The organism is Neptuniibacter marinus, from assembly GCF_965223595.1.
Lineage (GTDB): Bacteria > Pseudomonadota > Gammaproteobacteria > Pseudomonadales > Balneatricaceae > Neptuniibacter > Neptuniibacter marinus.
Map to the genome: position 1 here is coordinate 565,247 of NZ_OZ245004.1, position 24,474 is coordinate 589,720.

Genomic DNA, 24,474 nt, shown 5'->3' on the forward strand with positions numbered 1-24,474 from the left:
TAATATTACGCGTTGGCGCGATTATACCTATATCTTTAGCAGGCTGCCCATAGGACATGCTGTTAATAGTTCAGATAAAGGTAAGCCTTTTGGCATAGAAAGGTTCGGATTAATTTCCGCTAAGGGGTATAGAACAAAGCTACGTTCATACATATAGGGATGGGGAATAATAAGGCGCTCGGTTTCTATGATCTGATGACCGTAGAGCAAGATATCAAGATCGAGTGTTCTTGGGCCCCAATGCCTTTCCCTGATGCGTTGGTGCTTTTGCTCTAAAAGCTGTAGCTGATCTAGTAAAGCTTCAGGGGAGAGCTCTGTTTCTATCTCTGCTACTGCATTAATAAAGTCTGGCTGGTCTTGTGGGCCGACGGGTGCTGAGGCGTATAAAGACGATGCGTTAATTAGTTCGCACTTGTCTAGTAATGCTAGCTCGTTTAACGCACTTGATACTTGCTGTATTGGATCGTCTAAATTACTACCTAAACCAATAAAACAACGGAACTTAGCTTTCATTGCCTGAGCGTTCTTTTTTTGGTTTATATGTTTTTTTTCGGCGTGTACGGCGAGGCTTATCTATTTTATCTAAGCCATTCAGCATTTCGGCTTGTGCTTCGCTATTCACATTTTGGAAATCTGTCCACCATTGACTTAACCCATCAAGTTGTTCCCCACTATTTTCCCGCAGGAGAAGTAGGTCGTAAGCGGCTCTGAATCTTGGCATTTCCATTAGACGATGAGCGCGATGACCTTGACGGCGAGGCAAGCGCAACTGCATCTCCCAGATCTCTCGGATTGGAGTCGAAAAGCGGCGAGGAATGGCTGTAGAACGCACCTGTTCCGCAATGACCTGATTTGCTGCTTCATGCAAAGCGGGCAGTGGAGGCATTTTTTTCTCACGCATTAACTTTTGCATACGTTTCTGTGTGGGATACCAGAGGATTGCTGCGAACAGAAAAGCAGGGGTTACACTTTTTCTTTGTGCTAAGCGTCGGTCTGTATTTTTTAATGCATTCTCAATAAGCCTTTCCATAGGGACATCTAATTGAGGATCGTCCAGTAAGACTTGGACTTGAGAGAAAAGAGGTTCAAATAGCTCAAGACGTCGAAGTTGCTGGTAGGATTTAAGTGCATGCCCAGACTGAAATAACTTTAATGTCTCATCAAATAAACGAGCCGGAGCTATATGCTTTAGCATGGGCGCTAAAGGTCGAATAGGGCTTTCCGATGCGGGATCAATCGTGAAATCAAGTTTAGCAGCAAAGCGAGCAGCCCTTAGCATGCGAACAGGGTCTTCTTTATAGCGATCTTCTGGATCGCCGATCATGCGCAGCACGCCTTTTTGTAAATCTTCGAAGCCGTTGGTGAAATCGTATACGCAATGGTCTTTCGGACAGTAATATAACGCGTTAACTGTAAAATCTCTGCGTAGGGCATCATCTTCTATAGTGCCATAAACATTATCACGCAGGATCATTCCGCTATCGCATTGTTCACCGGAGCCATCTTCTGGCTGGCTATCATGGCTCGCTCTAAAGGTTGCAACTTCTATTAAGTCACGACCAAAACGGACATGAACAAGTTTAAAACGACGGCCAATTAGGCGACCGCGGCGGAATAGCTCAGCCGCTTCTTCTGGGTGAGCGTTAGTTGTAACGTCGAAGTCTTTAGGTTTTTTATTCAGTAATAAATCACGAATACAGCCCCCGACTAGTAAACCGTCATAGCCTGCATCCTGCAGGCGATAGGCTACTTTAAGAGCGTTGTCATCTAAAAGTCGACGGGGAATTTTATGCTCTTCTTCTGTTATCCGGTGCTTTTTAGCTTCGGTTATTATTGCAGAAGTCGGCATTGAGCCATCATCATTTTTTGTTTTTGGGTTGCCGCGGAATACTTTACCCAGCGCTTTGCTAATGGTTTTAAGCAATTTAGTGCCTATTTAATACAAATTTAATATCTAGTATGAGGGTTTGTAGGCTAGGTGTCTTAGAAGGATTTTAAGTGGTAATGATCCTTTTAGCCGTTCCCTTATAAAAAATCGGGTGCGCAATCATACCATTGATAGAGGGTGTAATGGGAGTGCTAGCTGGTTTCAATTATTATTCGGAAAGAGGGGGATGGAATAGCTGACCGCATCTCAGGTAACAACTGCTATATATGTTTCTTAGCTTGTTGTTATTTTTTCTAAGAGCCTTCTAGATCGTTACAACTTCGCTACGATCAGCTTTACTAAACCTCATTATTATTTTTATTCGAGGCGGGTGCTTTTAAATTCTAATTCCAGTTTTTATTTTTATTGGTGGTCTAGATTTTAAAGCGTGCTTCTTTTTGTTTTCGAACTAATAGAATGCATGACATATGCCAGCTTTTAAAAGTCCTTTTAAAACATGGTGTTATTATTTTGTTGTTATTGCGTCATCTACTTTGGTACTTATTTTGTTACTAGTTGTTACGCTAAGTTGTGCTGCGTGGGTAGTAAGGTAACACCTGCTTTGTTACCGTTGCGGGTGAGGTGTCATACCTTTATCTAATTGAATTATAATGTATTTGTTTATTTTCGTGCTTTACGAGGAATACCTAATTTTTGGCGGCGTTCCCATAAACACTTTCGACTCACCCCTAGTTTTTTTGCTAGCTCTGTTTCACTCAATTTATCTTGGTTTTCTATAACAAAACGTTGGAAGTAATCATCAAGGGATAAGTTGGATTGTTCTTTAGTACTTAAGGAAAGGTCGGGTTGTGTTCTTGCTGAAAACTGAGTTTCTAGCTCATCCAAAGAGGTTTTAGGTATGTCCAGACCTAAGTCTTCTAAACTAATTACAGTGCCTTCTGCAAGAATTACAGCACGTTCAATTGCATTTTCTAGTTCTCGGACATTACCTGGCCAACGATAGGTGCGCATAGCTTGTCTTGCTTCATGAGAAAAATGTGACTCAGCTGAGTTCATTCGTTGGCAAGCATTGGTAAGCATTTTATCTGCAATTTCAAGGATATCTGAACCGCGTTCTCTTAACGGTGGGATACGTAACTCCATTACATAAAGCCGGTAATAGAGATCTTCGCGGAAATTATTTTGCTTGGCGAGCTCTTTTAAATTTCGATGAGTTGCTGCTATAAGTCGCACATCTACTTTCTTTGAGTGGACTGAGCCGACGCGGCGAATTTCACCCTCTTGTAAAAAGCGCAGGAGCCTTGCTTGAGCTTCGAGGGGGAGTTCTCCAATCTCATCTAGGAATAATGTGCCGCCATCAGCCGCTTCTAAAAGTCCACTGCGACCTGTATTTGCACCGGTAAACGCGCCTTTTTCATGACCAAAAAGTTCTGATTCTATTAAGCTTTCAGGTATAGCGGCACAGTTAACCGATACCATTGGTATATGGGCACGTGTGCTTTGTTCATGAATAGAGCGAGCGGCTAGCTCTTTACCTGTTCCCGATTCCCCTTGAATAAGGACCGTTGCATTGGTGCGAGCCACTTTTGTGATGCGTTTTGCAAGTTCTTGCATAGGTGGGCAAGAACCAAAAATCTGAGTTTGATCTGTAGAACCATAATCGCTTTCTACTAAAGGGGCTTGAGATTCGTTAGCTATATTGTTTTCAATTATTTTTCTTACAGAGTGCAGCATTTCATCATGATCAAATGGCTTTGCAATGTAATCTACTGCGCCGAGTTTCATAGCATCAACTGCTGAGCGAAGGCTAGCGTAGCTGGTCATAATGAGTACGGGAACGGACTTAGCTAAAGAGATAAGGTCTGTGCCGGGAGCGCCTGGCAGGCGCAGGTCGCTGATGATTAGATTGAAATCGTCTAATTTGAAACGACTGGTTGCTTCATCAACTGATGCGGCATCATCAACATTAAAATCGTTCTTTTCGAGTAACCTGCGTAACGCAGCTCGAATAATTGTTTCATCTTCTACAATCAGAATACGGCTCATAGGCTCTCTACCTTACATCCCACTATCTCGCGCGGTCAGGATCTTCTGTCCATCTCAGACGCGGGAGCGTTATTGCCACTTGAGTGCCTTTCTTCTGTTTTTTGTTGGCCGGGCTTAGTATCTCAATACTACCATAATGCTCTTCGATTATGTTATAGACTAATGATAGTCCTAAGCCGGTACCTTGACCTGGATCTTTTGTTGTAAAGAAGGGTTCAAAGAGCCGGTCTTGAGATTCTGCTGTTATACCGCTGCCTTCATCGGTTACACGCAAAATTACAACTTCGTTTGTTTCTTCTGCTTCGAGCCATATAGTGTCTTGGTTTTTTGAGGCATCGCTGGCGTTTTGTAATAAGTTCACAAACACCTGATGCATCTGTTGTGGATCACCCATGACCCTTAAATTATTCGGGATATGATTAATATATTTTAAATGTTTGCCGTGGCTATCTAATGATAGGAGATGTATTGCTTCTTCTGCGCATTGAGCGAGAGAGACGGGCAATTGTTCACGATCAGCTTCCGGTCTTCCGGCATGAGCAAATCGGACTAATGATTGTACTATCCGACTAATACGTTTGGTTTGATCAACGATTTGATCGCCGGTTTCAAGGATGTAAGGGTTTTCTGTTTCAAGTTTAAGGTTTTGTGCTAAACAGGCGATGCCAGTCACTGGATTACCTATTTCGTGAGCAACCCCTGCTGCAAAGCGACCAATGGAGGCTAAACGCTCATTGTGTGCCAGTTTGTCCTGCATGGTTTTTGTATCTGTATCATTTTCTAATAGGATAACCATGCCGATATCTCTACGTTCCTTAAGAATCGACTTATGCAGGCTAAACCAGTGTGTGTGTCCGTCAATAATAAGTTTTTGCCCTAGCTGGTGGGCAATGGGCGCATCTACGAACTGTTCTAGCACTTGGCTCCAAGGATTGCTGTTACTGCTTAGGGCGCTGCCGATCACCTCTTCGTTGCGTATATGAGTTAAACGCTCCATCTCATGATTCCAAAACAGTACCTGACCTTCTGTATCTAAAGTGCATACGCCTATAGGTAGTTTTTGTAGGGTTAGACGGTGGTAGCGTCGCATTTCGTCAAGTTCAGCGGCAAGGCCGGTTAGTTGTAATTGATAGTCTTCTAATTGGTTTTCAATTAAGTGCACATTACTGGCTTTGAAACCGATTCCCATGGGGTCAGCTGGACGGTCAATAGGTTCGAGTAAAGCGGCGGCTTCTACTGGGCCTAATAATCCAGAAAGGTTGTTTTCTAGCATGGCCCGTAGTCGAAGTAGATCAACCGGACGAATACTGTCTGGGTGGATATTCATACTCTCTAAGGCTTGCTGAACTTCTCTTTCCGCTGCTTTTCGCCCCAGCCTAGAGGCTAGCATCTCCGTAAAATCGCTGATACGGGAGGCTCGTAAGTTGGTTGTGTTTGTTTTTTGGAGTGCATTCATTAAACACGCTTGAGCGGCTTGGGATTCCTCCGTCGATTGATGAGTAAAAAGCGAAACAATACTCATAACCGCTGTGTTCACCAACAGTGAAAGGATCGCAATATGATCCCAATTACTATCGTTAATATTGAAGGGTAGTGTTTCTGTAGGTGATGCACTCAATACGGGGATAAGCATGCTGAATAGCCAGATTCCCATACCTGATAGCAAGCCTAGTAGTAATCCCCAGCGATTAGCGTGTTGCCAAAAAAGGGTAACAAGTAACCCCGGTAGAAATTGCAGAAAGGCAACTATAGCGACAATTCCCATTTGATGGAGGTCGAAGTGGTTACCTATTAAACGGTAGAACAGATAACTACCTAATATCATCGCCATGATTAGTATACGTCTAAGCCAAAGTAGACGTGCGTAAAAACGAGATGTTTTAGGTTTTGGTATAAGGGGTAAGATCACATGGTTTTGTAGCATGGAGGCAAGTGCTACCGTGGCAACGATCATAATACCACTGGCTGCTGATAGCCCACCGATAAAAGCTAAAACGGTTAACCATGAAGAATCTAATAGTAGTCCTATATTTAGGATAATAAATTGTGGATCACCTCCGACGTTTAAGGATTGTCCGGCCCAAATGATAGGGGGAACTGAACAAGCGAGTAAAAGTAGGAAAAGGGGCATGGCCCAAGTGGCTTTGTAGAGTGTTTCATCCGAGGCGTTTTCGGTAAACAGCATGTGAAAAGTGTGGGGCATTACAATCGTGGCGGTGAAAAAGGCTAATATAAGCGTACGCCAAGATTCGCTGTTAACGGGGGTTTTTAATTGTTCTAGTACCTCAGGGTGGTTTGTGATGAAACTCTCGGTACCACCTATACCGCCTAATATGCCAAAAATGGCGAAGCCTGCTATGACCAATAACGCACTTAACTTAATGACGGATTCCACTGCCATCGCGACCATCAAACCGTGGTGATTGGTTCTTAATGAGGCGTGTCTCGCCCCAAATAGAATCGAAAATAGCGCAATAATAAAACAGAACCCTATACTGATCTGATTCGCGCTAAATTGATCGTTCAGTATATAAAGCGTATCGGAAACTGCCTGTATCTGAATCGATAGCATGGGCAGCGTGGCGAATACGGATATGAGTGCAGTTAAAGTACCTATTGCCCCGCTTCTAAACCTAAAAGCAAATAGGTCGGGTAGGGAGCTTAGTTGATAAGTACGGGTTATGCGTAAGATCGGGATAAGTAATGCTGGAGCTAATAGGAATGTGAGTACTGGGCCAAAATAGGATCCAAAAAAGTTATAGCCAGATTCCTTGGCTAGGCTGAAGGCACCATAGAAGGTCCAAACACTGGCATAAACACCAATAGAAAGCACATGGGTTAAAGGGTGGCGGACGATCTGTTTGGGTAGAGCTCCTCGTTCAGTTAGGTAAGCGGTCCCAAAGAGGAATAATAGGTAGGCAACGCCAATTAATATTAGGGAGGGCAAACTAAACATCGGAGCGTTTCCTATCAATTAGGAAGGCGATGGCAATAACCGCCAGCCAAATGATATAAGGTAAAAACCAAGGTGTATCCATGCTTTGCCAGCTATCAATAACAAGAGGAACCACTAAATAAAGCATAATTACTAACAGGATAAGTAAGCGATGAAAATACATAAATTATTCGCTCCTATCGACCGGTTTGGCTAGCGTTTGGCTAATCTTTTCTAGATCCCAGTTTTCAATTCCCCAACGAATAATTTCATCTCTACTTGCATCGAGTAATTCGCTCGGTGGTTGTTGGTCTAGAAATACAAGCACGTTGAATAGGGAGGGAACGAGATTATCTAACTTCAGCGCGGGTGCAAATGTTTGTTTACTGAGCTTTTGGCCCTGTGTGTTACTCGCGACAGGGATATGGGCATAGGCTGGTGTTGGATAATCGAGTAGTTGTTGTAGGTGGATCTGTCGCGGAGTTTCATTGAGTAGATCTGAGCCTCTAACCACGTGAGTCACTCCTTGTAGATAGTCATCAACAACGACTGCGAGTAGATAAGCGTATAGATTATCACGCCGATAAACAACGAAATCACCGCTCTGACTTAGGGAGCTAAGGTATGGGCCTTGGATTTGGTCATTGAAACTGATCGAGATGTTTTTACATTTAATACGAATGGCACATTGTGCGTCGCTGTTAGGGGGATTTAACAAGCAGTGACGGTCATAAACTGTGCTGTTACTGCGCGCTAAAATCTCTTTTCGTGAACAATCGCAGCGGTAGGCATAGTGTTCTGATAATAGGGTATCTAGAACATCTTGGTAGTAGTTGTGGCGCTGACTTTGAAAGCTTATTTCTTCATCCCAATAGAGGCCAAAAGCATCGAGAATTTTTGGGAATTGCTCTTTTGCACCCGTTTGTTCGCGGGGCGGGTCAAGATCTTCAATACGAAGCAGCCATTTGCCGTCGTTAGCTCGAGCGTCAAGGAAGCTGGCAAACGCGGCGATTAGCGAGCCAAAATGAAGAGGCCCTGTTGGGGATGGGGCAAATCGACCGATATAGGTCACAAGGTTTATCCTATAGAGCCAGCCTTGGGCTGGCTCTATATCGGATTAGCGACCGAGTTGTTTTTCTTTAATCTCAGCCAACGTTTTGCAATCGATGCAAAGTGACGCTGTTGGACGAGCTTCAAGACGGCGGACACCTATTTCAATGCCACAAGCATCGCAGTACCCATATTCATCCTCATCGATAAGATCCAATGATTCATTGATTTTTTTAATCAACTTGCGTTCACGGTCACGAGTTCGAAGTTCGAGGCTAAATTCCTCTTCCTGACTGGCTCGGTCACTTGGGTCTGCAAAGTTGGATGGCTCTTCCCGTAAATGGTGAATAGTGCTGTCCACCTCTTCCATTAGTTCTTGTTTCCAAGCCCCAAGAATATTGCGGAAGTGCTCTTTGTGCTTTTCATTCATGTACTCCTCACCTTCAGTAATCTGGTAAGGATCAAAATGTGTGAAAGATTCGCTCTTGTTTGGCATAAGCGCTGCCTCACTCTTTTGCGTAAGCCATCATTAGGATGACTTCACTTGCCCGTGTTATTAATGCAAGAAATGCATTTAGCATGAAAGGCAGGCAAATTACCAGATGCGCTGCCGTTGTGCTAGCCCTAAATTTGTTCAATAGACACCTAAGAGTAATAAATCAGGCTTGATTTTTGCTTTAGCCCTTGAAAGTAGAGGCTTGCGGCGTTGTTTTGATTATTACTGTGTTGAATCTAGGTATACTTAACTTATTTGTTGTGGAATCAGGAATCAATATGAGTTTTCAGCCTTCTAAGCGTGTTGCTGAGATCGAAACCTTTAAAGTAATGGACCTCTTAAAGAGAGCTAAGCAATTAGATGCGGCTGGATTTGATGTAGTGCATATGGAGGCCGGCGAACCTGATTTCGCTGCCGCTCCTGCGATAGCTGAAGCCGCAAAAGCAGCGATCGATAAAGGCTTTACCCAATATACACCTGCGGCGGGTATTCCTGAGTTACGTGAAGCGATCAGTCAGTGGTATCAGCATAAATATAATCTAGATATGTCAGCGGAGCGAATTATTGTTACAACGGGTGCGTCTAGCGCATTGTTAATGATTTTTTCATTGCTTACCGATGCGGGCGATAGTTTTATCATGGCTGATCCAGGTTATCCCTGTAATCGTCAACTTTTACGCTTCTTAGAAGCTAAGTCTCAGCTTGTACCTGTAGATGCGGAACAGAATTTCCAACTGAATGCCGAATTAGTTAAACAGTATTGGCGAACAGAAACCGCAGGTGTGTTACTCGCCTCTCCTGCGAACCCAACGGGGGCTGTTGTACCTTATGACGAGCTAGTTGCTATTGCTGCCGAGGTTAAGCGGCAACATGGTTCGCTTGTAGTGGATGAGCTTTATCACGGTTTGACCTACGAGGCGGATACGCCTTCGGTATTAGCAATTGATCCCGATGCTTTTGTTATTAATAGTTTCTCTAAATATTTTGGTATGACCGGCTGGCGGTTAGGTTGGCTGGTAGCTCCTGCTGAGGTAGCGCCAGAATTAGAAAAACTCGCACAAAACTTAATGATCTCTCCTCATACGATCTCCCAATATGCGGCATTAGCTGCATTTGAACCTGACACTATTGCTCTTTTTGAAGAACGTAAAGATCAGTTTAGGTTACGTCGAAATCTGCTTGTTAAAGGGTTGAGGGAATTAGGTTTTTCTATACCTGTTATGCCAGAAGGAGCCTTTTATGTTTATGCGGGGGCGCAACATCTAACCGATAATACCTTTGATTACTGTTGGTCGTTATTAGAAGAGAATCATATTGCTGCCACCCCTGGATTAGATTTTGGCCGCCATCGCTGTAATGAATATATACGTTTTTCGTACACTACGGGCTTGGACCGAATAGAGCTGGCACTTGAGCGTTTAGAGAAAAGGATTAAAGGTTTATGAAGCTAGATAATTTAATTCAAGGCCGACTGGTTAAACGTTATAAGCGGTTTCTTGCAGATATAATCCTTGATAATGGGGCTGAGGTTACCGCTCACTGCCCTAACACAGGTTCAATGAAAAATTGCGCGGATGAAGGTAGTCAGGTTTGGGTGCTTGATAGCCAAAATGAAAAGCGAAAGTATCCCCTTGGTTGGGAGCTTGTTGAGGTTGAAGGTCAATACCTTGCCTGTATCAATACCGGACGGGCGAATAAGCTGGTTAAAGAGGCGATAGAGAACGGTACGATTAAAACCTTGCAAGGCTATGAGTCCATACGACAAGAGGTTAAGTATGGGGAAAATAGTCGTATCGATCTATTGCTAGAAGATCAGGAAAAAGGACGAGTCTGGGTTGAAGTTAAGAATGTCACGCTGCTCGAAGAGGATAATCTAGGTAGTTTTCCTGATGCTGTTACGGTGCGGGGTGCGAAACATCTACGTGAGCTGATGGCGATGGTCGGGCAGGGGGACCGTGCAGTTATGTTATTTTGTGTGCCCCATACAGGTATTGAGCGTGTCAGACCTGCAGATCATATAGACCCTGAATATGGGCGTTTGCTCCGAGAAGCTAAAGCGGCGGGAGTTGAGGTGATTGCCTATGGTGCTGATATCAGTGAAACACAGATTAGTCTTGTACGTGAATTACCGGTCGTGCTTTAAATATCCTTTTAAAGATCAATCAGTATGTCATCGCCTTGGCGGATAAATGCAATTTTATTAAGTTGATCTTCCACGCAAGGCCCTGCGATACATTCGCCTGTATCGATTTTAAATAAGGCCCCGTGCGTTGCACATTGAATAAAGGTTTTTTCATAATCTAAAAACTGATCGGGCTGCCATTCCAGTGGAATGCTGCGGTGGGGGCAGCTGTTTTCGTATATGTAGATCTCATTTCGATAATTTAAAGCGACTAGCTTTTTGCCTTGGATCTCAAATCCTTTAGCATCCCCTTCGGGAATATCTGAATAGGAGCATAATTTGATCATTAAAAAATAACTTCCTGGATTCTAAGTTGCTCTAATAATCGGTTGATTGCATCATCATCATCGGTTTCAACGATAACGGTGATCTTCTCTTCTTCAGGTGTTAATGGCTGCTCATGCTGTTTTTGCTCTTGCATTACCGAAATGTCAGCGTCTGAGGCATCACTTCCTTCACTTTCTCGGCGTTTTAGGCGAGCTTCTATTAGTTTTTGTTCGCATTGACAGCTAATGATTCTGATCGGGATGCCGCGTTTTTTAGCGAGATCAATATAGCTCTGTCGGGTGCGCTGGCGAATAAAGGTGGCATCAACAATAACGGAATAGCCGTTATGCAGTAGATTGGAGCTTGTATCAAACAGTAAATTGAAAGTATGAGCGTTCATCTTAGGGCTATAAAGCTCAAGTTTTTCGCCTTTTAGACTCAGTTCCCTAAAGAGACGTTTACGCTCAACATCGGATCGAATCCTAATAGTGTCTGTAGTATCAACAAGCTGCTGACTTAAATGACTTTTTCCGCTACCTGATACACCATGCATTAAAAACAGGGTGGGTTTAGGTTTATGTACATAATAATCGGTGAGGCGGAGGTATCGCCGCAGGCTGTTCATATCATGCATATCACCTAATACGGAAACCTTAGCGCGCACCATTGAACGGTAGGCTTTGTAGAAATTCAAAAGCGGTAGGGCTTGGTAGTCACCACTAATCTCTAAATATCTATTGAGGCAACGGTTAGCCCAGCGGAATTCTCCATTTGCTTCTAAGTCCATCAGTAGAAAAGCAATATCACTGATTGTATCTATCCAACGGAACTGTAAATTAAACTCTATGCAGTCAAATAGACGCAGCTCGTTGTTATAAAGCGTGATGTTGGAAAGGTGAAGATCGCCATGACACTCTCGTACATGACCTTCAAGTTTTCGCTGTTGCATGAGAGGCGTTAATTTGCGAAAACGCTGAGCAATGTACATTGATAGCTGTTGAACTTTATCGCAATCATCTAAGTTTGTTGTGTGCTCTAAAGTGTCGAGTATATGTGTGAAGTTGTCTGCTACAACGTCCCAAATAGTATCGGGCTCCCCCCAGGGACTGTCTTGAGCAACAATAGGGACTACACTATGGAATTCGGCAACTTGTTCAGCCAGTGTGTCAATCCAGCTGGCTTCAAAGCGTTGGTTTGCTAAAAGTAGGTCAAGGCGTTGTTCTGTATCGAATTGATGCATCTGTACTGCGTATTCGATAGCTGAGTCGTTGTCTTCAATATCAAAGATCGGCTGCTCTTCAGTGCCGCCAATAGCGATGACCCGTTGATAGATGTCAGGTGCTAGGCGCTGGTTAAGACGTAGTTCTTCTTCACAAAAGTGCTGTCGCTTAAGGAGCGTGGTAAAATCCAGAAAACCAAAGTTTACTGGCTTTTTAATCTTATAGGCATACTTACCCGTTAAGATTAGCCAGGAGATATGGGTTTCTATCAACTCGATCTTATCAACCGGATGAGGATAGAAGTCTGCTTTTTGTAGAGAATCTAACAGCGTCATAAAGGTTCTAATTAATTTATTAGGTCGGGTTAGCTGCTTTTTCGCTAGCCCCAAGGACAGGCATTATACTTAGCGAATGGCAAAAAAGAGAGCACCAAAATCATCAAGTCGAGGTAGAGCATCAAAAAAACCTCGCAGTTTCTTAAAAAAGACACTGTTTTTATTGTTAAAACTTTCGCTGCTAGGCTTTGTTCTAGGCGGTATTGGATTGATTTATCTGGACGTCCAGGTAAAAAATAAATTTGAAGGAAAGCGTTGGGCGTTACCGGCAAAAGTCTATGCGCGACCGTTAGAACTGTACGCAGGACAAGTATTGGATCGTGCAGCGTTAAAACAGGAACTAAAAGGTCTGGGCTATCGTTTTGTGAACCGAGCAGACCGTCCGGGCATGGTTGAGTGGGCGTCCAGTCGGGCACGGGTTTATACGCGAGGTTTTAGTTTTCCTGATAGTGATGAACCTGCTAGAAGGATGATGCTTAACTTCAGCGGGAAGCAGTTAAATTCGATTAGAGATGACCGAGGTAAAAACATTTCCCTAAGCCGGTTAGAACCGATTCTTATTGGCGGTATTTATCCAAAAGATAACGAAGATCGTGATCTGATTCGGTTAGATCAAGCGCCTGAGGCCTTGCTCTCTGCTCTTATTCAAATAGAGGATAGGGATTATTACAACCATTTTGGTATCTCACTCAAAGGCATAGCTAGGGCTATGGTGGTGAATGTCAAAGCAGGTCGATTTATTCAAGGTGGCAGTACCTTAACCCAGCAGTTGATTAAAAATTTCTATCTAACCTCTGATCGTACGCTGGCAAGGAAGTTGATGGAGCTTCCTATGGCTGTGTTACTGGATCTGCACTACAGCAAAGATGAGATTCTTGAGGCATATCTTAATGAGGTCTATTTAGGTCAGGCGGGTTCTCGTGCGGTTCATGGCTTTGGATTAGCGAGCCAGTACTATTTTGCGCAGCCTATTGATGAACTTAAACTTCATCAAGTTGCTCTATTGGCCGGTCTTGTCAAAGGGCCTTCTTATTATGATCCGAGACGACATCCAGAAAGAGCTAAAGCACGTCGGGATCTCGTGTTAAAGGTCTTGCAAGAGCAGGACGTTATTAGCATGAAAGAACGCTTGGATGCAGAGAAACGTCCATTAGGTATAGTCAAACAGCGCAGCTTACATAAAGGGGCATACCCTGCATATTTAGATCTGGTTAAACGTCAGTTGAGAGAAGAATACCCTGAAGAGGTTCTCAACTCAGAAGGATTGAGAGTTTTCACAAGTCTTAACCCAACTGTACAAGCACATAGTGAATCTGCATTAGCAACAACCGTGACAGCGTTGCAGAAACGTTACGGTAAGCCGGTTAAAGAGCTTCAAGGTGGCATGGTTGTGACTGATCCTCAAACTGGGGAAGTACTCGCGCTGGTGGGAGGGCGTAATGCTCGCTATCAGGGATTTAATCGGGCGCTTGATGCGCAGCGTTCAATCGGGTCATTAGTTAAGCCTGCGGTTTATTTGGCGGGGCTAGAGGAGGGCTATACGCTTGCAACCTTACTTGATGATCAACCGGTTAGTGTGCCGTTGCCCAATGGTAAAAGTTGGGTGCCCCAGAACTTTGACCATGTGAGTCATGGCAAGGTCCCTTATTTTCGCGCATTAGCAAAGTCCTACAATCAAAGTACAGCACAATTAGGGATGGCGATAGGTTTAGACCGTGTTATCGATATGTTGCAGCGTTTAGGCATTAGTCGCAAACCGAAACCTTACCCTTCGCTGCTGTTAGGTGCAGAATCAATGAGTCCATTTGAAATTGCAACGGTCTACCAAACCATTGCAGCTAATGGCTTTAGAGCGCCAATGAGAGCGATACGTTTAGTGACGGATTCAGAAGGCGTGGAGTTGTCACGTTATCCCTTTGATGTAAAACAAGTGGTTTCAGCAGAGAATATGCACTTGATCCAATATGCCTTGCAAGCCGTAACGAGGGAAGGGACCGGACGGGCTGTGTACAACCGCCTACCTGCGGCTTTAAATGTGGCCGGTAAAACTGGGACGAGTAATGATCAACGTGATAGTTGGTTTGCTGGTTTTGCCGGTGATCGCATGGCAGTGGTGTGGTTGGGATTAGATAATAACGGTAAGTTACCTTTTACGGGCTCCGGTGGTGCTTTAAAAGTATGGACCGAATTAATGGTTAAAGAGCAACCGCATTCTTTTATGTCAGTACAACCTGAAGGTATTGAGTATCATTGGATTGAAGAAAGTACAGGGTTATTGTCTGCCGAACAGTGTGAAGGTGTGAGACAATTACCGTTCATAAAAGGTACAGCTCCGCAAGAGTATGCTGTGTGTGCTGATAATCAAAAGAATGAATCTTTGGATTGGTTTAAAAGATGGTTCAGGTAGCAATGTTGCAGACAGCAGTTAAGACAAAAAAATCACGTATGAGTACGGCTGTTAAAGCGGGGTGTGTCAGCTTCGCTATATTAGGGTTGGCTGGATGTGTAAGTGGAACAGGAGGCTATCGCCCGCCGGTTGAGGATAGAACTGAGCAAGGCGGTGTTATTCAGCCAGTAGAGTCAGGGTCAACAGGTGTTATTGTAAAACCTGCGGTTGTTAGTGAGAGTCGAACAGAGCAGCAAGTATCTGTGCCTGTACCGACTCAAATGACATCAAGGCCGCAGAACCCTGCTGTGATTGCTTTATTGAAAAGTGCAGATCAGCAGAAACGAAGCGGCTCGATGCAAGCAGCGGAAAGTAGTCTAGAGCGGGCTCAACGGATCGCGCCAAGAGATCCAGAGATTTATTATCAGTGGGCCGATATTCGACGGCTTGAAGGGCAGTGGTCCCAAGCAGAACAATTAGCGCTTAAAGGCACGAATATGGCGATAGGGGATGTAATTATGTTACGTCGGTTATGGTTATTGATTGCGGACATTCGATCGGCTGTGGGTGATAGTGCAGGCGCGAAACAAGCGAAAAATAAAGCGTACAGTTACTAAGTCATAAAGCTGGATCTCATATAAAAAGGGACGTATTAGCGTCCCTTTTTTATGGTTGTTATAGCGGAGGTTATCTACTATTAAATTCTACTTTTGCGCAGTGTTGCGGAGAGCATAAATAAAGAGATGCCTAAGAAAAAATGACTACCGATACTGTTTTGTAGAGAAGGTATCAGAGAGCCTTGGCTGAACACTAATAAGCTCACAGCAAAAAAAATAGCGGCAGTTATACCGGGTATGCGGGCTAATGGAGATGGGGTTTTTAACAGACTAACAACGAGGGCTATTACTGTTAACACCGCCATTATTTGACTATATTGAGCTCCGAAATCAGCCCGTCGAGTGACTTCGAATAGGGCGAATAATGCTAGAAGCCAGCGTCCCCACGCAGGTTTTGACCACTTTAAATTCCACGCCAGGTCGACAAATGCGCTGGCAATGAAGGGAATGCCGGCGAAAAAAGCAAGATTGTCTAGCATCAGTTTTAGTGTCTGTACCTCTTGTGCTGGCAGATATATGAGCAGTGAACCAGCAGCAGAACAAGCAATAAACACCGATGCTAGGCTAATAACCATGCAAGCGCGCTGATCTTTTTGTTCACTAAGATTATAGCTGCGCCGTGCCAAAAGCAGGGCGCCTACAAATAAAAATAGGTCAATAAGTAAGAAGAAAATAGTCATTAGAGCGTCGCAAATACTTTATCTGCGGCAGCAATAGTTGCCTCAATATCTTCTTGGGTATGAGCCGCTGAAATAAAGCCTGCTTCAAATGCCGATGGAGCTAAGTAAATCCCTTGTTCCAACATACCATGGAAAAATGCAGAGAACTTATCAGCATCACAAAGCATTGTTTCTGAGAAGCTTGTCACTTGCTTTTGATCGGTAAAGAATAGACCAAACATCCCACCTACGCGACTCGTTGTGAATGGAACACCATTGGCCATCGCTACGGCTTCTAATCCTTCGGTTAAAAGTTCCACCTTTGCGCTTAACTGTTCGTAAAAGCCAGGCTCTGAAATAGCATTCAACATAGTGAGGCCTGCAGCCATGGCGAGCGGGTTACCTGAAAGTGTACCCGCTTGGTAAACGGGGCCTAAAGGTGCGATATGGGACATGATCTCTTTTTTGCCACCAAAGGCACCGACCGGTAAACCACCGCCAATGACTTTGCCTAAAGTCGTTAGATCAGGTTTGATGCTATAAACCGCTTGAGCACCGCCCAAGGCAACACGGAAACCGGTCATGACTTCATCAAAAATAAGTACAGTGCCATATTCATCACAAACTTCACGCAACCCTTCTAAAAATCCAGGAGAAGGAGGGATGCAGTTCATGTTACCGGCAACAGGTTCAACGATAATGCAAGCGATCTGATCACCGCAGTCGGCAAAGGCTTTGCGTACATTGTCGACGTCGTTATAAGTTAGGGTGATTGTGTGCTCGGCTAGTGAGGCTGGTACACCGGGAGAGCTTGGTTCGCCTAAGGTCAGCATGCCTGAGCCTGCTTTTACCAATAGCGAATCTGAATGGCCATGGTAGCAGCCTTCGAATTTGACGATTTTATCGCGTTTGGTGAATCCTCGCGCTAGTCTAATCGCACTCATCGTTGCTTCTGTTCCGGAGCTGACCATGCGAACCATATCCATAGAAGGCATGATGTCGCAAACTTTATCAGCCATCTCGATTTCGATCTGTGTTGGTGCGCCGAAACCAAGGCCGTTATCTAAAGAGTTTTTGACTGCGTCGATCACGGCTGTATTGCAGTGGCCTAAGATCATAGGGCCCCATGAACCGACATAATCTATATATTTATTGTCATCTTCGTCAAACAGGTAGGCACCTTTACCGCGGTTGAAGAAAATAGGTGTGCCGCCGACGCCTTTAAATGCGCGTACAGGAGAGTTTACTCCGCCAGGGATATGGATTTGTGCGGCTTGAAAGAGTTCTTCGGAACGGGACATCTGTCTATACTCTCTAAAATTCAGTTATTAAATTGCTGGTGGAATTGTTGGGCGGCTGCTTTTATGTCGTTTTGGGCATAAAGCGCGTGAATCACAGCAACCATATCCGCACCGGCAGCGATAATTTTGCTTGCATTATCCACGCTAATGCCTCCAATCGCCACTACTGGTAAGTTAAGTTTTTCTTTGGCTAAGTGGATTAGCTCAAAGGGAGCCGGTTTTGCGTGGGGTTTTGTCTTGGACTGAAAAAAAGCGCCGAAGGCTACATAATCAGCGCCTTGCTGTTCTGCTTTTTCTGCAAGAGTGAGTGAGTCGTGACAGGTTATACCTATAATTGCGTCATTACCTAGCTTGTCTCTGGCCTCTTTTAGCTCGCCATCACTTTGTCCTAAATGAACCCCCGCTGCGCCAGTGCTTAATGCCAGCTCAATATCATCATTAATGATAAGTGCGACGTTATAGCTTTGGCATAGGTTATTCAGAGCGCTTGCTTCATTCTGTCTTTTTACAGAGTCAGAGGATTTGTCTCTATACTGAATGAGGCGGGCGCCACCTAAAATACTAAGTTCAACTTGGATCAACATTTGATCAAGTGTAGGCATAAGTACAGAGTCTGTAATGCCGTATAATCCGGATAAGGTTGTTCGCATATGTAATATTGCCGGTAAAATTAGTTTTCGCGGTAAAACGCTTCAATTTGATCGCGAGTAAGAAGGCCAAGAATCTCGTTGCGATCTGTCACAATGCATAAAGCTTCGACCCCATCTCTAGCCATCTGCTCTAGTGCTTGCTGTAGTGTTGCTTTGCTGTCAATCATACTCGTATCAAGTCTGAGGGCAGGAATTCTAAGTAAATCAATCTGCTCTTCTGGTGATAGTGCTTGTTGTACTGCCGTATGTAAATCGCCAGGAGAGAGTAGTATGTACTTACTCTCTTCTATTATTAGCAGCCAGCTTGGAGAGCTTTCGAGTATTTTACTCGCGCCTTGAGTGGAGATGGTTGGATCGCTATTAATAAAATTACGATTCATCAAGCTTTGTGCTGATGAAGAATTCAGCATTTGGGTGAGAGGCCGGTAGCGATAATCCATTCCTTGGAGATGCATACTGATGACAAAAATGGAGGGCATCCTGAATACATATCTAGCAATAAGGTTGGAGACAACAATTGATATCATCGCTGGAAAGATAATGTTTGGATTGCCGGTTAATTCTAAAATAGCGACTAATGCGGCCATAGGCGCGTTAGCGACGGCTCCCATCATGCTCCCCATGCCTAGAAGGGCATAAAAACCAGGATGCGCAACGGTTTGATTAACTGCACTGCTGCCTAAAATGCCTAATAAACCACCGGCTATAGCTCCAATAAAAAAGGTGGGGCCGATTAAGCCTGCCGGCATGCCAAGTCCCAAGACGATAGGAGTTAATAAACACTTAGCTATAAGTATACCAAAGAGTAAACCCAGTCCTATCTCCCCCTGTAGTGCGGAGGTTACAGTGTCATACCCCATCCCCATAACTTGAGGATAGAAAACAGCTACGCTACCTGTGAGTACGCCTGCCAGCAGAAGTCTAGATTTATAACCAAACGAAGAATGATTAGACCATTGCATTGCTGCTTTCATTAGCGCAATAAAAATTACAGCAAGTAAACCAATGATACCGCCAAGAAACGCCACATAAGGTATCTCCTGCAACGATTCTATCTGCATAGTAGGTACGGTAAGTGCCCAAGCATTGCCAAACATAAACTGCACGACTAATGCACCGGTCGCTGCGGAGACCATAACCGGCATAAAGCCGATTACCGTATACTCGAGAAGTACCACCTCCATAGCAAAAACAACCCCTGCGAGGGGGGTGTTAAATGTCGCGGAAATCCCCGCGGCTGCACCGCAACCCACTAAAATCCTTAAGGTGTTATTGGGTAAGTTCAAGCGTTGGCCAAGCTGGCTTCCGCAGGCCGCACCTAAATGTATAGCTGGCCCCTCTTTACCAACTGAGTGCCCAAATAGTAAAGCGAGGGCTGCCACAAAAAACTGTATTATTGCGTTAGTTATAGGTAGATAGCCCTGATGGTAAGCCATGCGTTCAAGGAGGTGAGTAATACCAACCTTTCGATTGAGGGGGGTGACCCTCGATAGAATAGCGATCAGTACTAGGCTGCCGATAATGGGCAGAAGAAAATGAAGCCAAGTGGGTAGGCCTTCAAAGTTTTCACTGTCTTGATTAGGTAATAGGTGCTCTAACGGTGTTTCAAGTAGTGTTCGGAATGAGCCTAACACTAAGCCGCAAATGAGACCGCATAGGATACCTAATATTACCATTTGTGGGAGCGCTTCACCGTATGCTAGACGATGGCGAAACTGCTTCATGGAAAATGTGTTTCGAAACATTATATTTATTACTTAATTGAGAGGCCTTGGCTTGGCGGCTAGATCTTAGTATACGTTAACAGTACATCAACGCTAAGTGCTTGTGATGTGGTTTTTTTGATGTGGAACTATTATAGCCATCAAAATAGTATGTCTATGTTAAATAAGGAGGGGGTTGAGGTGTAAAAATCGCCTGTAATTAGGGCAGCTTATTCTAAGATTTTTGTATACCTCAACTGATAGATAAAAAATATAAGGTATTTTTTATTGTAGTGCCTACCTTATGGATTTAACTCAATACATGGGAAATATAGATTTTTGCTGTTATACCGAAAAGTGTTAGGCCCGTTATTAAGCCTAAAAAAATAACGCGTCCTTCTCTATTCGCTCCTGCCTTAAGTGATACGTGCCATACGCTCCAAAGTTTAAAAACAATCATTCCTATTACTGCAAAAAAGACAAAAATTTCCCCTGTAGACCAGATGACCATAGTGTACTTCCTAATAATATTCATTTGACATGAATATTATATCCAAATAACATGTATTTCAAATGAATGTTATGGTTTTTGTGTTTTTGGGTGGAGCTAGGTTGTGAAAAGATCAGAAATTCTTAAGCCTTTAAGTCGAGAGCATCATATGGCATTGGTTCATGCAAAACGGCTGTTAGCGTTTTCTGATCAAGAGGCTAAAGCGATGCTGGATTATTGGTGCGAAGTGAAAACAGTCGTGCTTGCTGATCTTAATCGTCACTTCGAAGAGGAAGAGTGCTTAGTTCAGGATGTTAATGAGCCATTGTTGGCCCGTTTTTATAATGAACATCGACAATTACGAACACTGATGCACGCCGATAATGTTAAGCAGCTGAGGATCTTTGCGATGCTGCTGACTGATCATATACGTTTTGAAGAACGGGAACTGTTTCCGTGTTTGGAAAGCGTTCATTACGCCAGACTATGTCGAAATAGAGAGGGTTAACATTTAATTTTAGTGCTCCTCTATTTCTATCTAAATGAAATAAAACCTCAAATTTTATAGATCAGTAAGGGTGATTATGCAAACTGAAACAATGACCATTGTAAAATCGACTGTGCCTGTTATTCAGGCATCAGGTGAAGCTATCACAAAGCATTTTTATGAGCTGCTATTTGCAGAAAATCCAGAACTGCAGCATGTTTTTAATATGGCCAGTCAGGCTAGTGGGCGTCAGCAATCAACCTTAGCGGCGGCTATATTAGGCTATGCTGCGAATATTGATAATCTTGGGGCATTAGGCGGGACGGTCGAAAAAATTGCGACTAAACATTTTAGTCTTGATATTTCCCCTGCTCAATATGAGATCGTCGGACGAAATTTGCTTAAAGCGATTCGAGATGTGCTTGGTAAAGAAGTGGCTACTGAGAGTGTATTAAAGGCTTGGGAGGAGGCTTATCAGCAGTTAGCGAAGATTTTGATCGGGCGGGAGCAGCAACTTTATGCAAATGCTGAAGCTGAAGGCTGGATTGGGTTTAAGGCATTTAGTGTGAGTAATATAGTTGAGGAAAGTGACGAGATTCGTTCAATCTACCTGAAACCGGTAGATGGTGAACCGCCTCCTTCTTATCGTGCTGGGCAATTTCTCAGCGTTAAGATAGTTAACTCAGAGTGGGAGCATGAAGAGATTCGTCAATATAGTCTTTCTGACAGCTACTCCCCTGATGAATATCGTATATCCGTTAAGCGGGAACCAGCGCCGACGGCTGAGATACCAGAAGGGCGGGTGTCTAACTACCTGCATACGCAGCTTGAGATAGGTAGCCATTTAGCTATTCATATGCCAGGGGGTGATCTGTTTTTGAAAGACAATAGCCGGCCTGTTGTATTGATTAGTGGTGGTGTTGGTATTACGCCGATGCTGAGTATGTTAAATGAGCTGGTGAAGAGTCAGGATACGCGCGACATTGTCTGGCTTCATGGAACCCGTAATCGTCATACCCATGCGTTTGGGCAGCATATAGCGAAATTGAAACGGGACGTTCCTGGATTAACGGCACTCACTTTTTATGAGGATGTTGCGGGGGCCCAAGAGGGGGTTGATTACGATAGTCAGGGTTATATTACGTCCGATTGGCTTGAGCGTTGTTGTCCGATTGATGCTGAGTATTACTTTTGTGGGCCTCTGCCCTTTATGAAAGTAATTTATCGTCAATTAAAGGCGCAGAAAATCGATGATAATCGACTTCATTATGAGGTGTTCGGGCCAAGTGAAAGTCTTAACTAATTTCATAGATAAAGATTGAGAGGCGTTAAAACCTACAGCGATTTTTTGATATGGATATTATGAGCACTTCTGCTATTGCGTGACAATTAAACGGGGTATAGTTGCCTATATCCCGTTTTATTTATTAGAGATATTAATCGTTTCAGGAGTGTCTATGAGATTAAGCGCTTTTACCGACTTTGGTTTGCGAACCTTGATTTATCTTGCCAGCCTAGAGGAGAAGCGATTAAGCAGTGTGGCGGAAGTATCCGCTGTTTATCAGGTATCTCAGAGTCATATGGTTAAAGTGATCGGGCAGTTGGCAAAGCTAGGTTATGTGCAAACTATTCGTGGTAAAAATGGTGGAATCCGATTAGGGGCTTCTCCAGAGATGATTAATATTGGCGAGGTTATAGAGCAGCTGGAAAACCACCTAGATGGTGTGGACTGCCTGTCAACTGACTGTCAGCTGCTTCCCTGTTGCGAGTTGAAAAAAGCGTTAGTTGAAGGAATGAAGGCTTTTACGGATACCATGCGGAAATATACGTTGGAGGATTTAACGGCAAATAAAAATGAGCTGATTCCGTTGCTGCTTGTGAGCTGAGCGGGCTGAAAGCTCCTTGATTGTAAGGTGTATAGCTGTTGAATTTTTCTCTCCTGTGTTTGTTAGACGATACTCGTTCCCCATCTTTTTCCCTTAAGTTATTCTCTGTAAAGATAATTTTTTAGATTCTGGTTAGATTCAATTTGGCATATATAAAAAATAATGTTGCTTCATTTGATTTGGTGCGTATTTCATCGGTAATCTTTGTTTATGTAAGTATTTCTGCGGGAATCTATTTCAAATTATCGATTTAGTAGTTATTGAATTATAGCTTTGTAGTAATATATATAATCGTTTTTTAAACTCGATGAGAGGTTATTGTGATTAAGGTAGGTATTGTCGGTGGCACAGGGTATACAGGCGTAGAATTACTACGGTTGTTGGCAAATCATCCCGAAGCTGTGGTTGAGGTAATCACTTCTCGATCTGAAGAGGGAATTAGCATAGCTGACATGTATCCTAATCTCCGAGGTATTTATGACCTTAAGTTTTCAGTGCCTGATGTTAAAACGCTAAGTGCATGTGATGTCGTGTTTTTTGCTACTCCTCACGGGGTTGCCATGAAGATGGCAGCAGAGCTTATAGATAATGGTGTCAAAGTTATCGATTTAGGTGCAGATTTCCGTATTAAAGATCTTGATGTTTGGTCTCAATGGTATGGTATGGAGCATACGTCTCCAGATATGGCTGAGCTGGCTGTTTATGGTTTACCTGAAGTGAATCGGGAGCAAATCAAAGAGGCTAAATTAATAGCCTGTCCAGGCTGTTATCCGACAGCAACGCAGCTTGCTTTTCTGCCGCTACTGGAGAATAAGCTTATTGATCATCGTCGTCTTATTGCTGATTGTAAATCCGGTGTGAGCGGTGGCGGGCGCGGAGCCAAAGTCGGCATGCTTATGTGTGAAGCTAGTGAAAGTATGATGGCCTATGGTGTTCATGGGCACCGTCATCTACCTGAAATTAAGCAAGGCTTGGCGCTGGTGGCTGAAAGACCGGTGAATCTGACCTTTGTCCCCCATTTAACACCGATGATTCGGGGTATTCACTCTACGTGCTACGGAGTTTTAAAAGATCCGGTTGAGCATGATCTACAGCGTTTGTTTGAAGAGCGTTACGCCGATGAGCCGTTTGTTGATGTGATGCCTGCTGGTAGTCATCCCCAAACGCGGAGTGTTAAAGGCGGCAATATGTGTCGTATTAGTATTCATCGCCCACAGAATGACGATACTGTGGTCGTGCTTTCGGTTATCGATAACTTAGTAAAAGGTGCTGCAGGTCAGGCGATTCAGAATATGAATATTATGTTCGGTATTAATGAGGCTTCAGGACTAAATGTTGTCGGCTTAATGCCTTAATACTTGACTAAATTGGTTGGTTAAGGTGATAATTACACTCTACCTGTGGGTAGGGTGTATATTAAAAGATCGGTATATGTGCTGAATCAAATACCGAAATAGTCCCTGTGCTCATATACTAAGTACCTAAAAGTACCTAAAAAGTACCTAGAAGAAGTATCTATGATAGAAACTGTCGATCCAAGCCTAGAGTCTCCTATGTTGTTTACTGAGGCTGCGGCTGCAAAAGTACAATCTCTAATTGATGAAGAGGAAAACGATAACTTGAAACTACGTGTGTTTATCACAGGTGGTGGTTGTGCTGGTTTTTCTTACGGTTTTACCTTTGATGAGCAGGCTGCGGAAGATGACACGGTGATTGAGCGTAATGGTGTTACCATGGTTGTCGATCCTATGAGTTTTCAATACTTAGCGGGCTCCGAAGTCGATTTTAAAGAGGGTTTGCAGGGATCACAGTTCGTTATTAATAACCCAAATGCAACAACAACTTGTGGTTGCGGTTCTTCCTTCTCTATTTGATC

At 43.7% G+C, this 24,474-nt stretch carries 22 protein-coding genes; 9 read left to right on the forward strand and 13 right to left on the reverse strand.

What is annotated here, in order from left to right:
* Positions 1 to 27: 27 nt before the first annotated feature.
* The 7 genes from folK to dksA all read right to left on the reverse strand — a co-directional run bounded on the left by folK (position 28) and on the right by dksA (position 8,415).
* Positions 28 to 513 (reverse strand): 2-amino-4-hydroxy-6-hydroxymethyldihydropteridine diphosphokinase, encoded by a 486-nt coding sequence (folK, locus tag ACOQOE_RS02665; RefSeq protein ID WP_420554839.1) that lies wholly within the window; start codon positions 511 to 513, stop codon positions 28 to 30.
* Entirely contained in the window at positions 503 to 1,924 is a 1,422-nt protein-coding gene (gene pcnB, locus ACOQOE_RS02670; RefSeq protein WP_420554840.1) for a polynucleotide adenylyltransferase PcnB, read from the reverse strand. The genes folK and pcnB overlap by 11 nt, the downstream gene beginning before the upstream one ends.
* Before the next feature lie 624 nt (positions 1,925 to 2,548).
* A complete protein-coding gene (locus tag ACOQOE_RS02675) occupies positions 2,549 to 3,934 on the reverse strand; it encodes a sigma-54-dependent transcriptional regulator (RefSeq protein WP_420554841.1) in 1,386 nt (461 codons plus the stop codon).
* Between the two features lie 22 nt (positions 3,935 to 3,956).
* Positions 3,957 to 6,890, reverse strand: a complete 2,934-nt coding sequence (locus ACOQOE_RS02680; RefSeq protein WP_067868103.1) for an ATP-binding protein — start codon at positions 6,888 to 6,890, stop codon at positions 3,957 to 3,959.
* Positions 6,883 to 7,053: a hypothetical protein gene (locus tag ACOQOE_RS02685; RefSeq protein WP_156473713.1), complete on the reverse strand. Its 171-nt coding sequence runs from the start codon at positions 7,051 to 7,053 to the stop codon at positions 6,883 to 6,885. The genes ACOQOE_RS02680 and ACOQOE_RS02685 overlap by 8 nt, the downstream gene beginning before the upstream one ends.
* A gap of 3 nt (positions 7,054 to 7,056) precedes the next feature.
* Positions 7,057 to 7,941, reverse strand: a complete 885-nt coding sequence (gluQRS, locus tag ACOQOE_RS02690; RefSeq protein WP_067868101.1) for a tRNA glutamyl-Q(34) synthetase GluQRS — start codon at positions 7,939 to 7,941, stop codon at positions 7,057 to 7,059.
* A gap of 45 nt (positions 7,942 to 7,986) precedes the next feature.
* The gene (gene dksA, locus ACOQOE_RS02695; protein WP_067868099.1) at positions 7,987 to 8,415 is read right to left on the reverse strand and encodes an RNA polymerase-binding protein DksA; all 429 of its coding nucleotides are present in this window, start codon (positions 8,413 to 8,415) and stop codon (positions 7,987 to 7,989) included.
* A gap of 278 nt (positions 8,416 to 8,693) precedes the next feature.
* Between dksA and ACOQOE_RS02700 the strand changes: the two genes are divergently transcribed.
* A complete protein-coding gene (locus ACOQOE_RS02700) occupies positions 8,694 to 9,860 on the forward strand; it encodes a pyridoxal phosphate-dependent aminotransferase (RefSeq protein ID WP_420554842.1) in 1,167 nt (388 codons plus the stop codon).
* A complete protein-coding gene (gene sfsA, locus ACOQOE_RS02705) occupies positions 9,857 to 10,558 on the forward strand; it encodes a DNA/RNA nuclease SfsA (RefSeq protein ID WP_420554843.1) in 702 nt (233 codons plus the stop codon). The genes ACOQOE_RS02700 and sfsA overlap by 4 nt, the downstream gene beginning before the upstream one ends.
* An 8-nt stretch (positions 10,559 to 10,566) precedes the next feature.
* Here the strand turns inward: sfsA and ACOQOE_RS02710 are convergent, their stop codons facing one another.
* Together ACOQOE_RS02710 and ACOQOE_RS02715 are read right to left on the reverse strand one after the other, a co-directional pair.
* Positions 10,567 to 10,884, reverse strand: a complete 318-nt coding sequence (locus tag ACOQOE_RS02710) for a Rieske (2Fe-2S) protein (protein ID WP_067868094.1) — start codon at positions 10,882 to 10,884, stop codon at positions 10,567 to 10,569.
* Positions 10,884 to 12,419: an AAA family ATPase gene (locus ACOQOE_RS02715; protein ID WP_067868091.1), complete on the reverse strand. Its 1,536-nt coding sequence runs from the start codon at positions 12,417 to 12,419 to the stop codon at positions 10,884 to 10,886. The genes ACOQOE_RS02710 and ACOQOE_RS02715 overlap by 1 nt, the downstream gene beginning before the upstream one ends.
* Before the next feature lie 163 nt (positions 12,420 to 12,582).
* On the opposite strand from ACOQOE_RS02715, the gene mrcB reads away from it, so the two are divergent.
* Positions 12,583 to 14,826, forward strand: coding sequence for a penicillin-binding protein 1B (mrcB, locus tag ACOQOE_RS02720; protein WP_331709320.1), 2,244 nt, complete (start codon positions 12,583 to 12,585; stop codon positions 14,824 to 14,826).
* Entirely contained in the window at positions 14,814 to 15,422 is a 609-nt protein-coding gene (locus tag ACOQOE_RS02725) for a tetratricopeptide repeat protein (RefSeq protein WP_067868085.1), read from the forward strand. The genes mrcB and ACOQOE_RS02725 overlap by 13 nt, the downstream gene beginning before the upstream one ends.
* 80 nt (positions 15,423 to 15,502) lie before the next feature.
* Here the strand turns inward: ACOQOE_RS02725 and ACOQOE_RS02730 are convergent, their stop codons facing one another.
* From ACOQOE_RS02730 to ACOQOE_RS02745, 4 genes are read right to left on the reverse strand one after another with little or no spacing between them, the layout of a single operon-like run.
* The gene (locus ACOQOE_RS02730) at positions 15,503 to 16,102 is read right to left on the reverse strand and encodes a hypothetical protein (protein ID WP_067868082.1); all 600 of its coding nucleotides are present in this window, start codon (positions 16,100 to 16,102) and stop codon (positions 15,503 to 15,505) included.
* On the reverse strand, positions 16,102 to 17,382 hold the full coding sequence (gene hemL / locus ACOQOE_RS02735) for a glutamate-1-semialdehyde 2,1-aminomutase (RefSeq protein ID WP_067868079.1): 1,281 nt from the start codon (positions 17,380 to 17,382) through the stop codon (positions 16,102 to 16,104). The genes ACOQOE_RS02730 and hemL overlap by 1 nt, the downstream gene beginning before the upstream one ends.
* 20 nt (positions 17,383 to 17,402) lie before the next feature.
* On the reverse strand, positions 17,403 to 18,032 hold the full coding sequence (gene thiE, locus ACOQOE_RS02740; protein WP_067868076.1) for a thiamine phosphate synthase: 630 nt from the start codon (positions 18,030 to 18,032) through the stop codon (positions 17,403 to 17,405).
* Between the two features lie 20 nt (positions 18,033 to 18,052).
* Complete coding sequence (locus tag ACOQOE_RS02745; protein WP_067868073.1) at positions 18,053 to 19,777, reverse strand: chloride channel protein; 1,725 nt, start codon at positions 19,775 to 19,777, stop codon at positions 18,053 to 18,055.
* Between the two features lie 572 nt (positions 19,778 to 20,349).
* Here ACOQOE_RS02745 and ACOQOE_RS02750 point away from each other — a divergent pair.
* The 5 genes from ACOQOE_RS02750 to erpA all read left to right on the forward strand — a co-directional run bounded on the left by ACOQOE_RS02750 (position 20,350) and on the right by erpA (position 24,472).
* Complete coding sequence (locus tag ACOQOE_RS02750) at positions 20,350 to 20,733, forward strand: hypothetical protein (RefSeq protein ID WP_420554844.1); 384 nt, start codon at positions 20,350 to 20,352, stop codon at positions 20,731 to 20,733.
* A gap of 76 nt (positions 20,734 to 20,809) precedes the next feature.
* Positions 20,810 to 22,015: an NO-inducible flavohemoprotein gene (gene hmpA / locus ACOQOE_RS02755; protein ID WP_420554845.1), complete on the forward strand. Its 1,206-nt coding sequence runs from the start codon at positions 20,810 to 20,812 to the stop codon at positions 22,013 to 22,015.
* A gap of 154 nt (positions 22,016 to 22,169) precedes the next feature.
* On the forward strand, positions 22,170 to 22,598 hold the full coding sequence (locus tag ACOQOE_RS02760; RefSeq protein ID WP_067868064.1) for an Rrf2 family transcriptional regulator: 429 nt from the start codon (positions 22,170 to 22,172) through the stop codon (positions 22,596 to 22,598).
* A gap of 320 nt (positions 22,599 to 22,918) precedes the next feature.
* Positions 22,919 to 23,953, forward strand: coding sequence for an N-acetyl-gamma-glutamyl-phosphate reductase (gene argC, locus ACOQOE_RS02765; protein WP_067868060.1), 1,035 nt, complete (start codon positions 22,919 to 22,921; stop codon positions 23,951 to 23,953).
* Positions 23,954 to 24,115: 162 nt separating this feature from the next.
* Positions 24,116 to 24,472 (forward strand): iron-sulfur cluster insertion protein ErpA, encoded by a 357-nt coding sequence (gene erpA, locus ACOQOE_RS02770; RefSeq protein WP_067868057.1) that lies wholly within the window; start codon positions 24,116 to 24,118, stop codon positions 24,470 to 24,472.
* The last annotated feature ends 2 nt before the right edge of the window (positions 24,473 to 24,474 follow it).

Excerpts from the sequence above, each read along its gene's own strand:
- folK (WP_420554839.1), bottom strand. The coding sequence starts at position 513 with ATGAAAGCTAAGTTCCGTTGTTTTATTGGTTTAGGTAGTAATTTAGAC.
- ACOQOE_RS02675 (WP_420554841.1), bottom strand. The coding sequence starts at position 3,934 with ATGAGCCGTATTCTGATTGTAGAAGATGAAACAATTATTCGAGCTGCG.
- ACOQOE_RS02680 (WP_067868103.1), bottom strand. The coding sequence starts at position 6,890 with ATGTTTAGTTTGCCCTCCCTAATATTAATTGGCGTTGCCTACCTATTA.
- ACOQOE_RS02685 (WP_156473713.1), bottom strand. The coding sequence starts at position 7,053 with ATGTATTTTCATCGCTTACTTATCCTGTTAGTAATTATGCTTTATTTA.
- dksA (WP_067868099.1), bottom strand. The coding sequence starts at position 8,415 with ATGCCAAACAAGAGCGAATCTTTCACACATTTTGATCCTTACCAGATT.
- ACOQOE_RS02700 (WP_420554842.1), top strand. The coding sequence starts at position 8,694 with ATGAGTTTTCAGCCTTCTAAGCGTGTTGCTGAGATCGAAACCTTTAAA.
- sfsA (WP_420554843.1), top strand. The coding sequence starts at position 9,857 with ATGAAGCTAGATAATTTAATTCAAGGCCGACTGGTTAAACGTTATAAG.
- ACOQOE_RS02710 (WP_067868094.1), bottom strand. The coding sequence starts at position 10,884 with ATGATCAAATTATGCTCCTATTCAGATATTCCCGAAGGGGATGCTAAA.
- ACOQOE_RS02715 (WP_067868091.1), bottom strand. The coding sequence starts at position 12,419 with ATGACGCTGTTAGATTCTCTACAAAAAGCAGACTTCTATCCTCATCCG.
- ACOQOE_RS02725 (WP_067868085.1), top strand. The coding sequence starts at position 14,814 with ATGGTTCAGGTAGCAATGTTGCAGACAGCAGTTAAGACAAAAAAATCA.
- ACOQOE_RS02730 (WP_067868082.1), bottom strand. The coding sequence starts at position 16,102 with ATGACTATTTTCTTCTTACTTATTGACCTATTTTTATTTGTAGGCGCC.
- hemL (WP_067868079.1), bottom strand. The coding sequence starts at position 17,382 with ATGTCCCGTTCCGAAGAACTCTTTCAAGCCGCACAAATCCATATCCCT.
- thiE (WP_067868076.1), bottom strand. The coding sequence starts at position 18,032 with ATGCGAACAACCTTATCCGGATTATACGGCATTACAGACTCTGTACTT.
- ACOQOE_RS02745 (WP_067868073.1), bottom strand. The coding sequence starts at position 19,777 with ATGTTTCGAAACACATTTTCCATGAAGCAGTTTCGCCATCGTCTAGCA.
- hmpA (WP_420554845.1), top strand. The coding sequence starts at position 20,810 with ATGCAAACTGAAACAATGACCATTGTAAAATCGACTGTGCCTGTTATT.
- ACOQOE_RS02760 (WP_067868064.1), top strand. The coding sequence starts at position 22,170 with ATGAGATTAAGCGCTTTTACCGACTTTGGTTTGCGAACCTTGATTTAT.
- erpA (WP_067868057.1), top strand. The coding sequence starts at position 24,116 with ATGATAGAAACTGTCGATCCAAGCCTAGAGTCTCCTATGTTGTTTACT.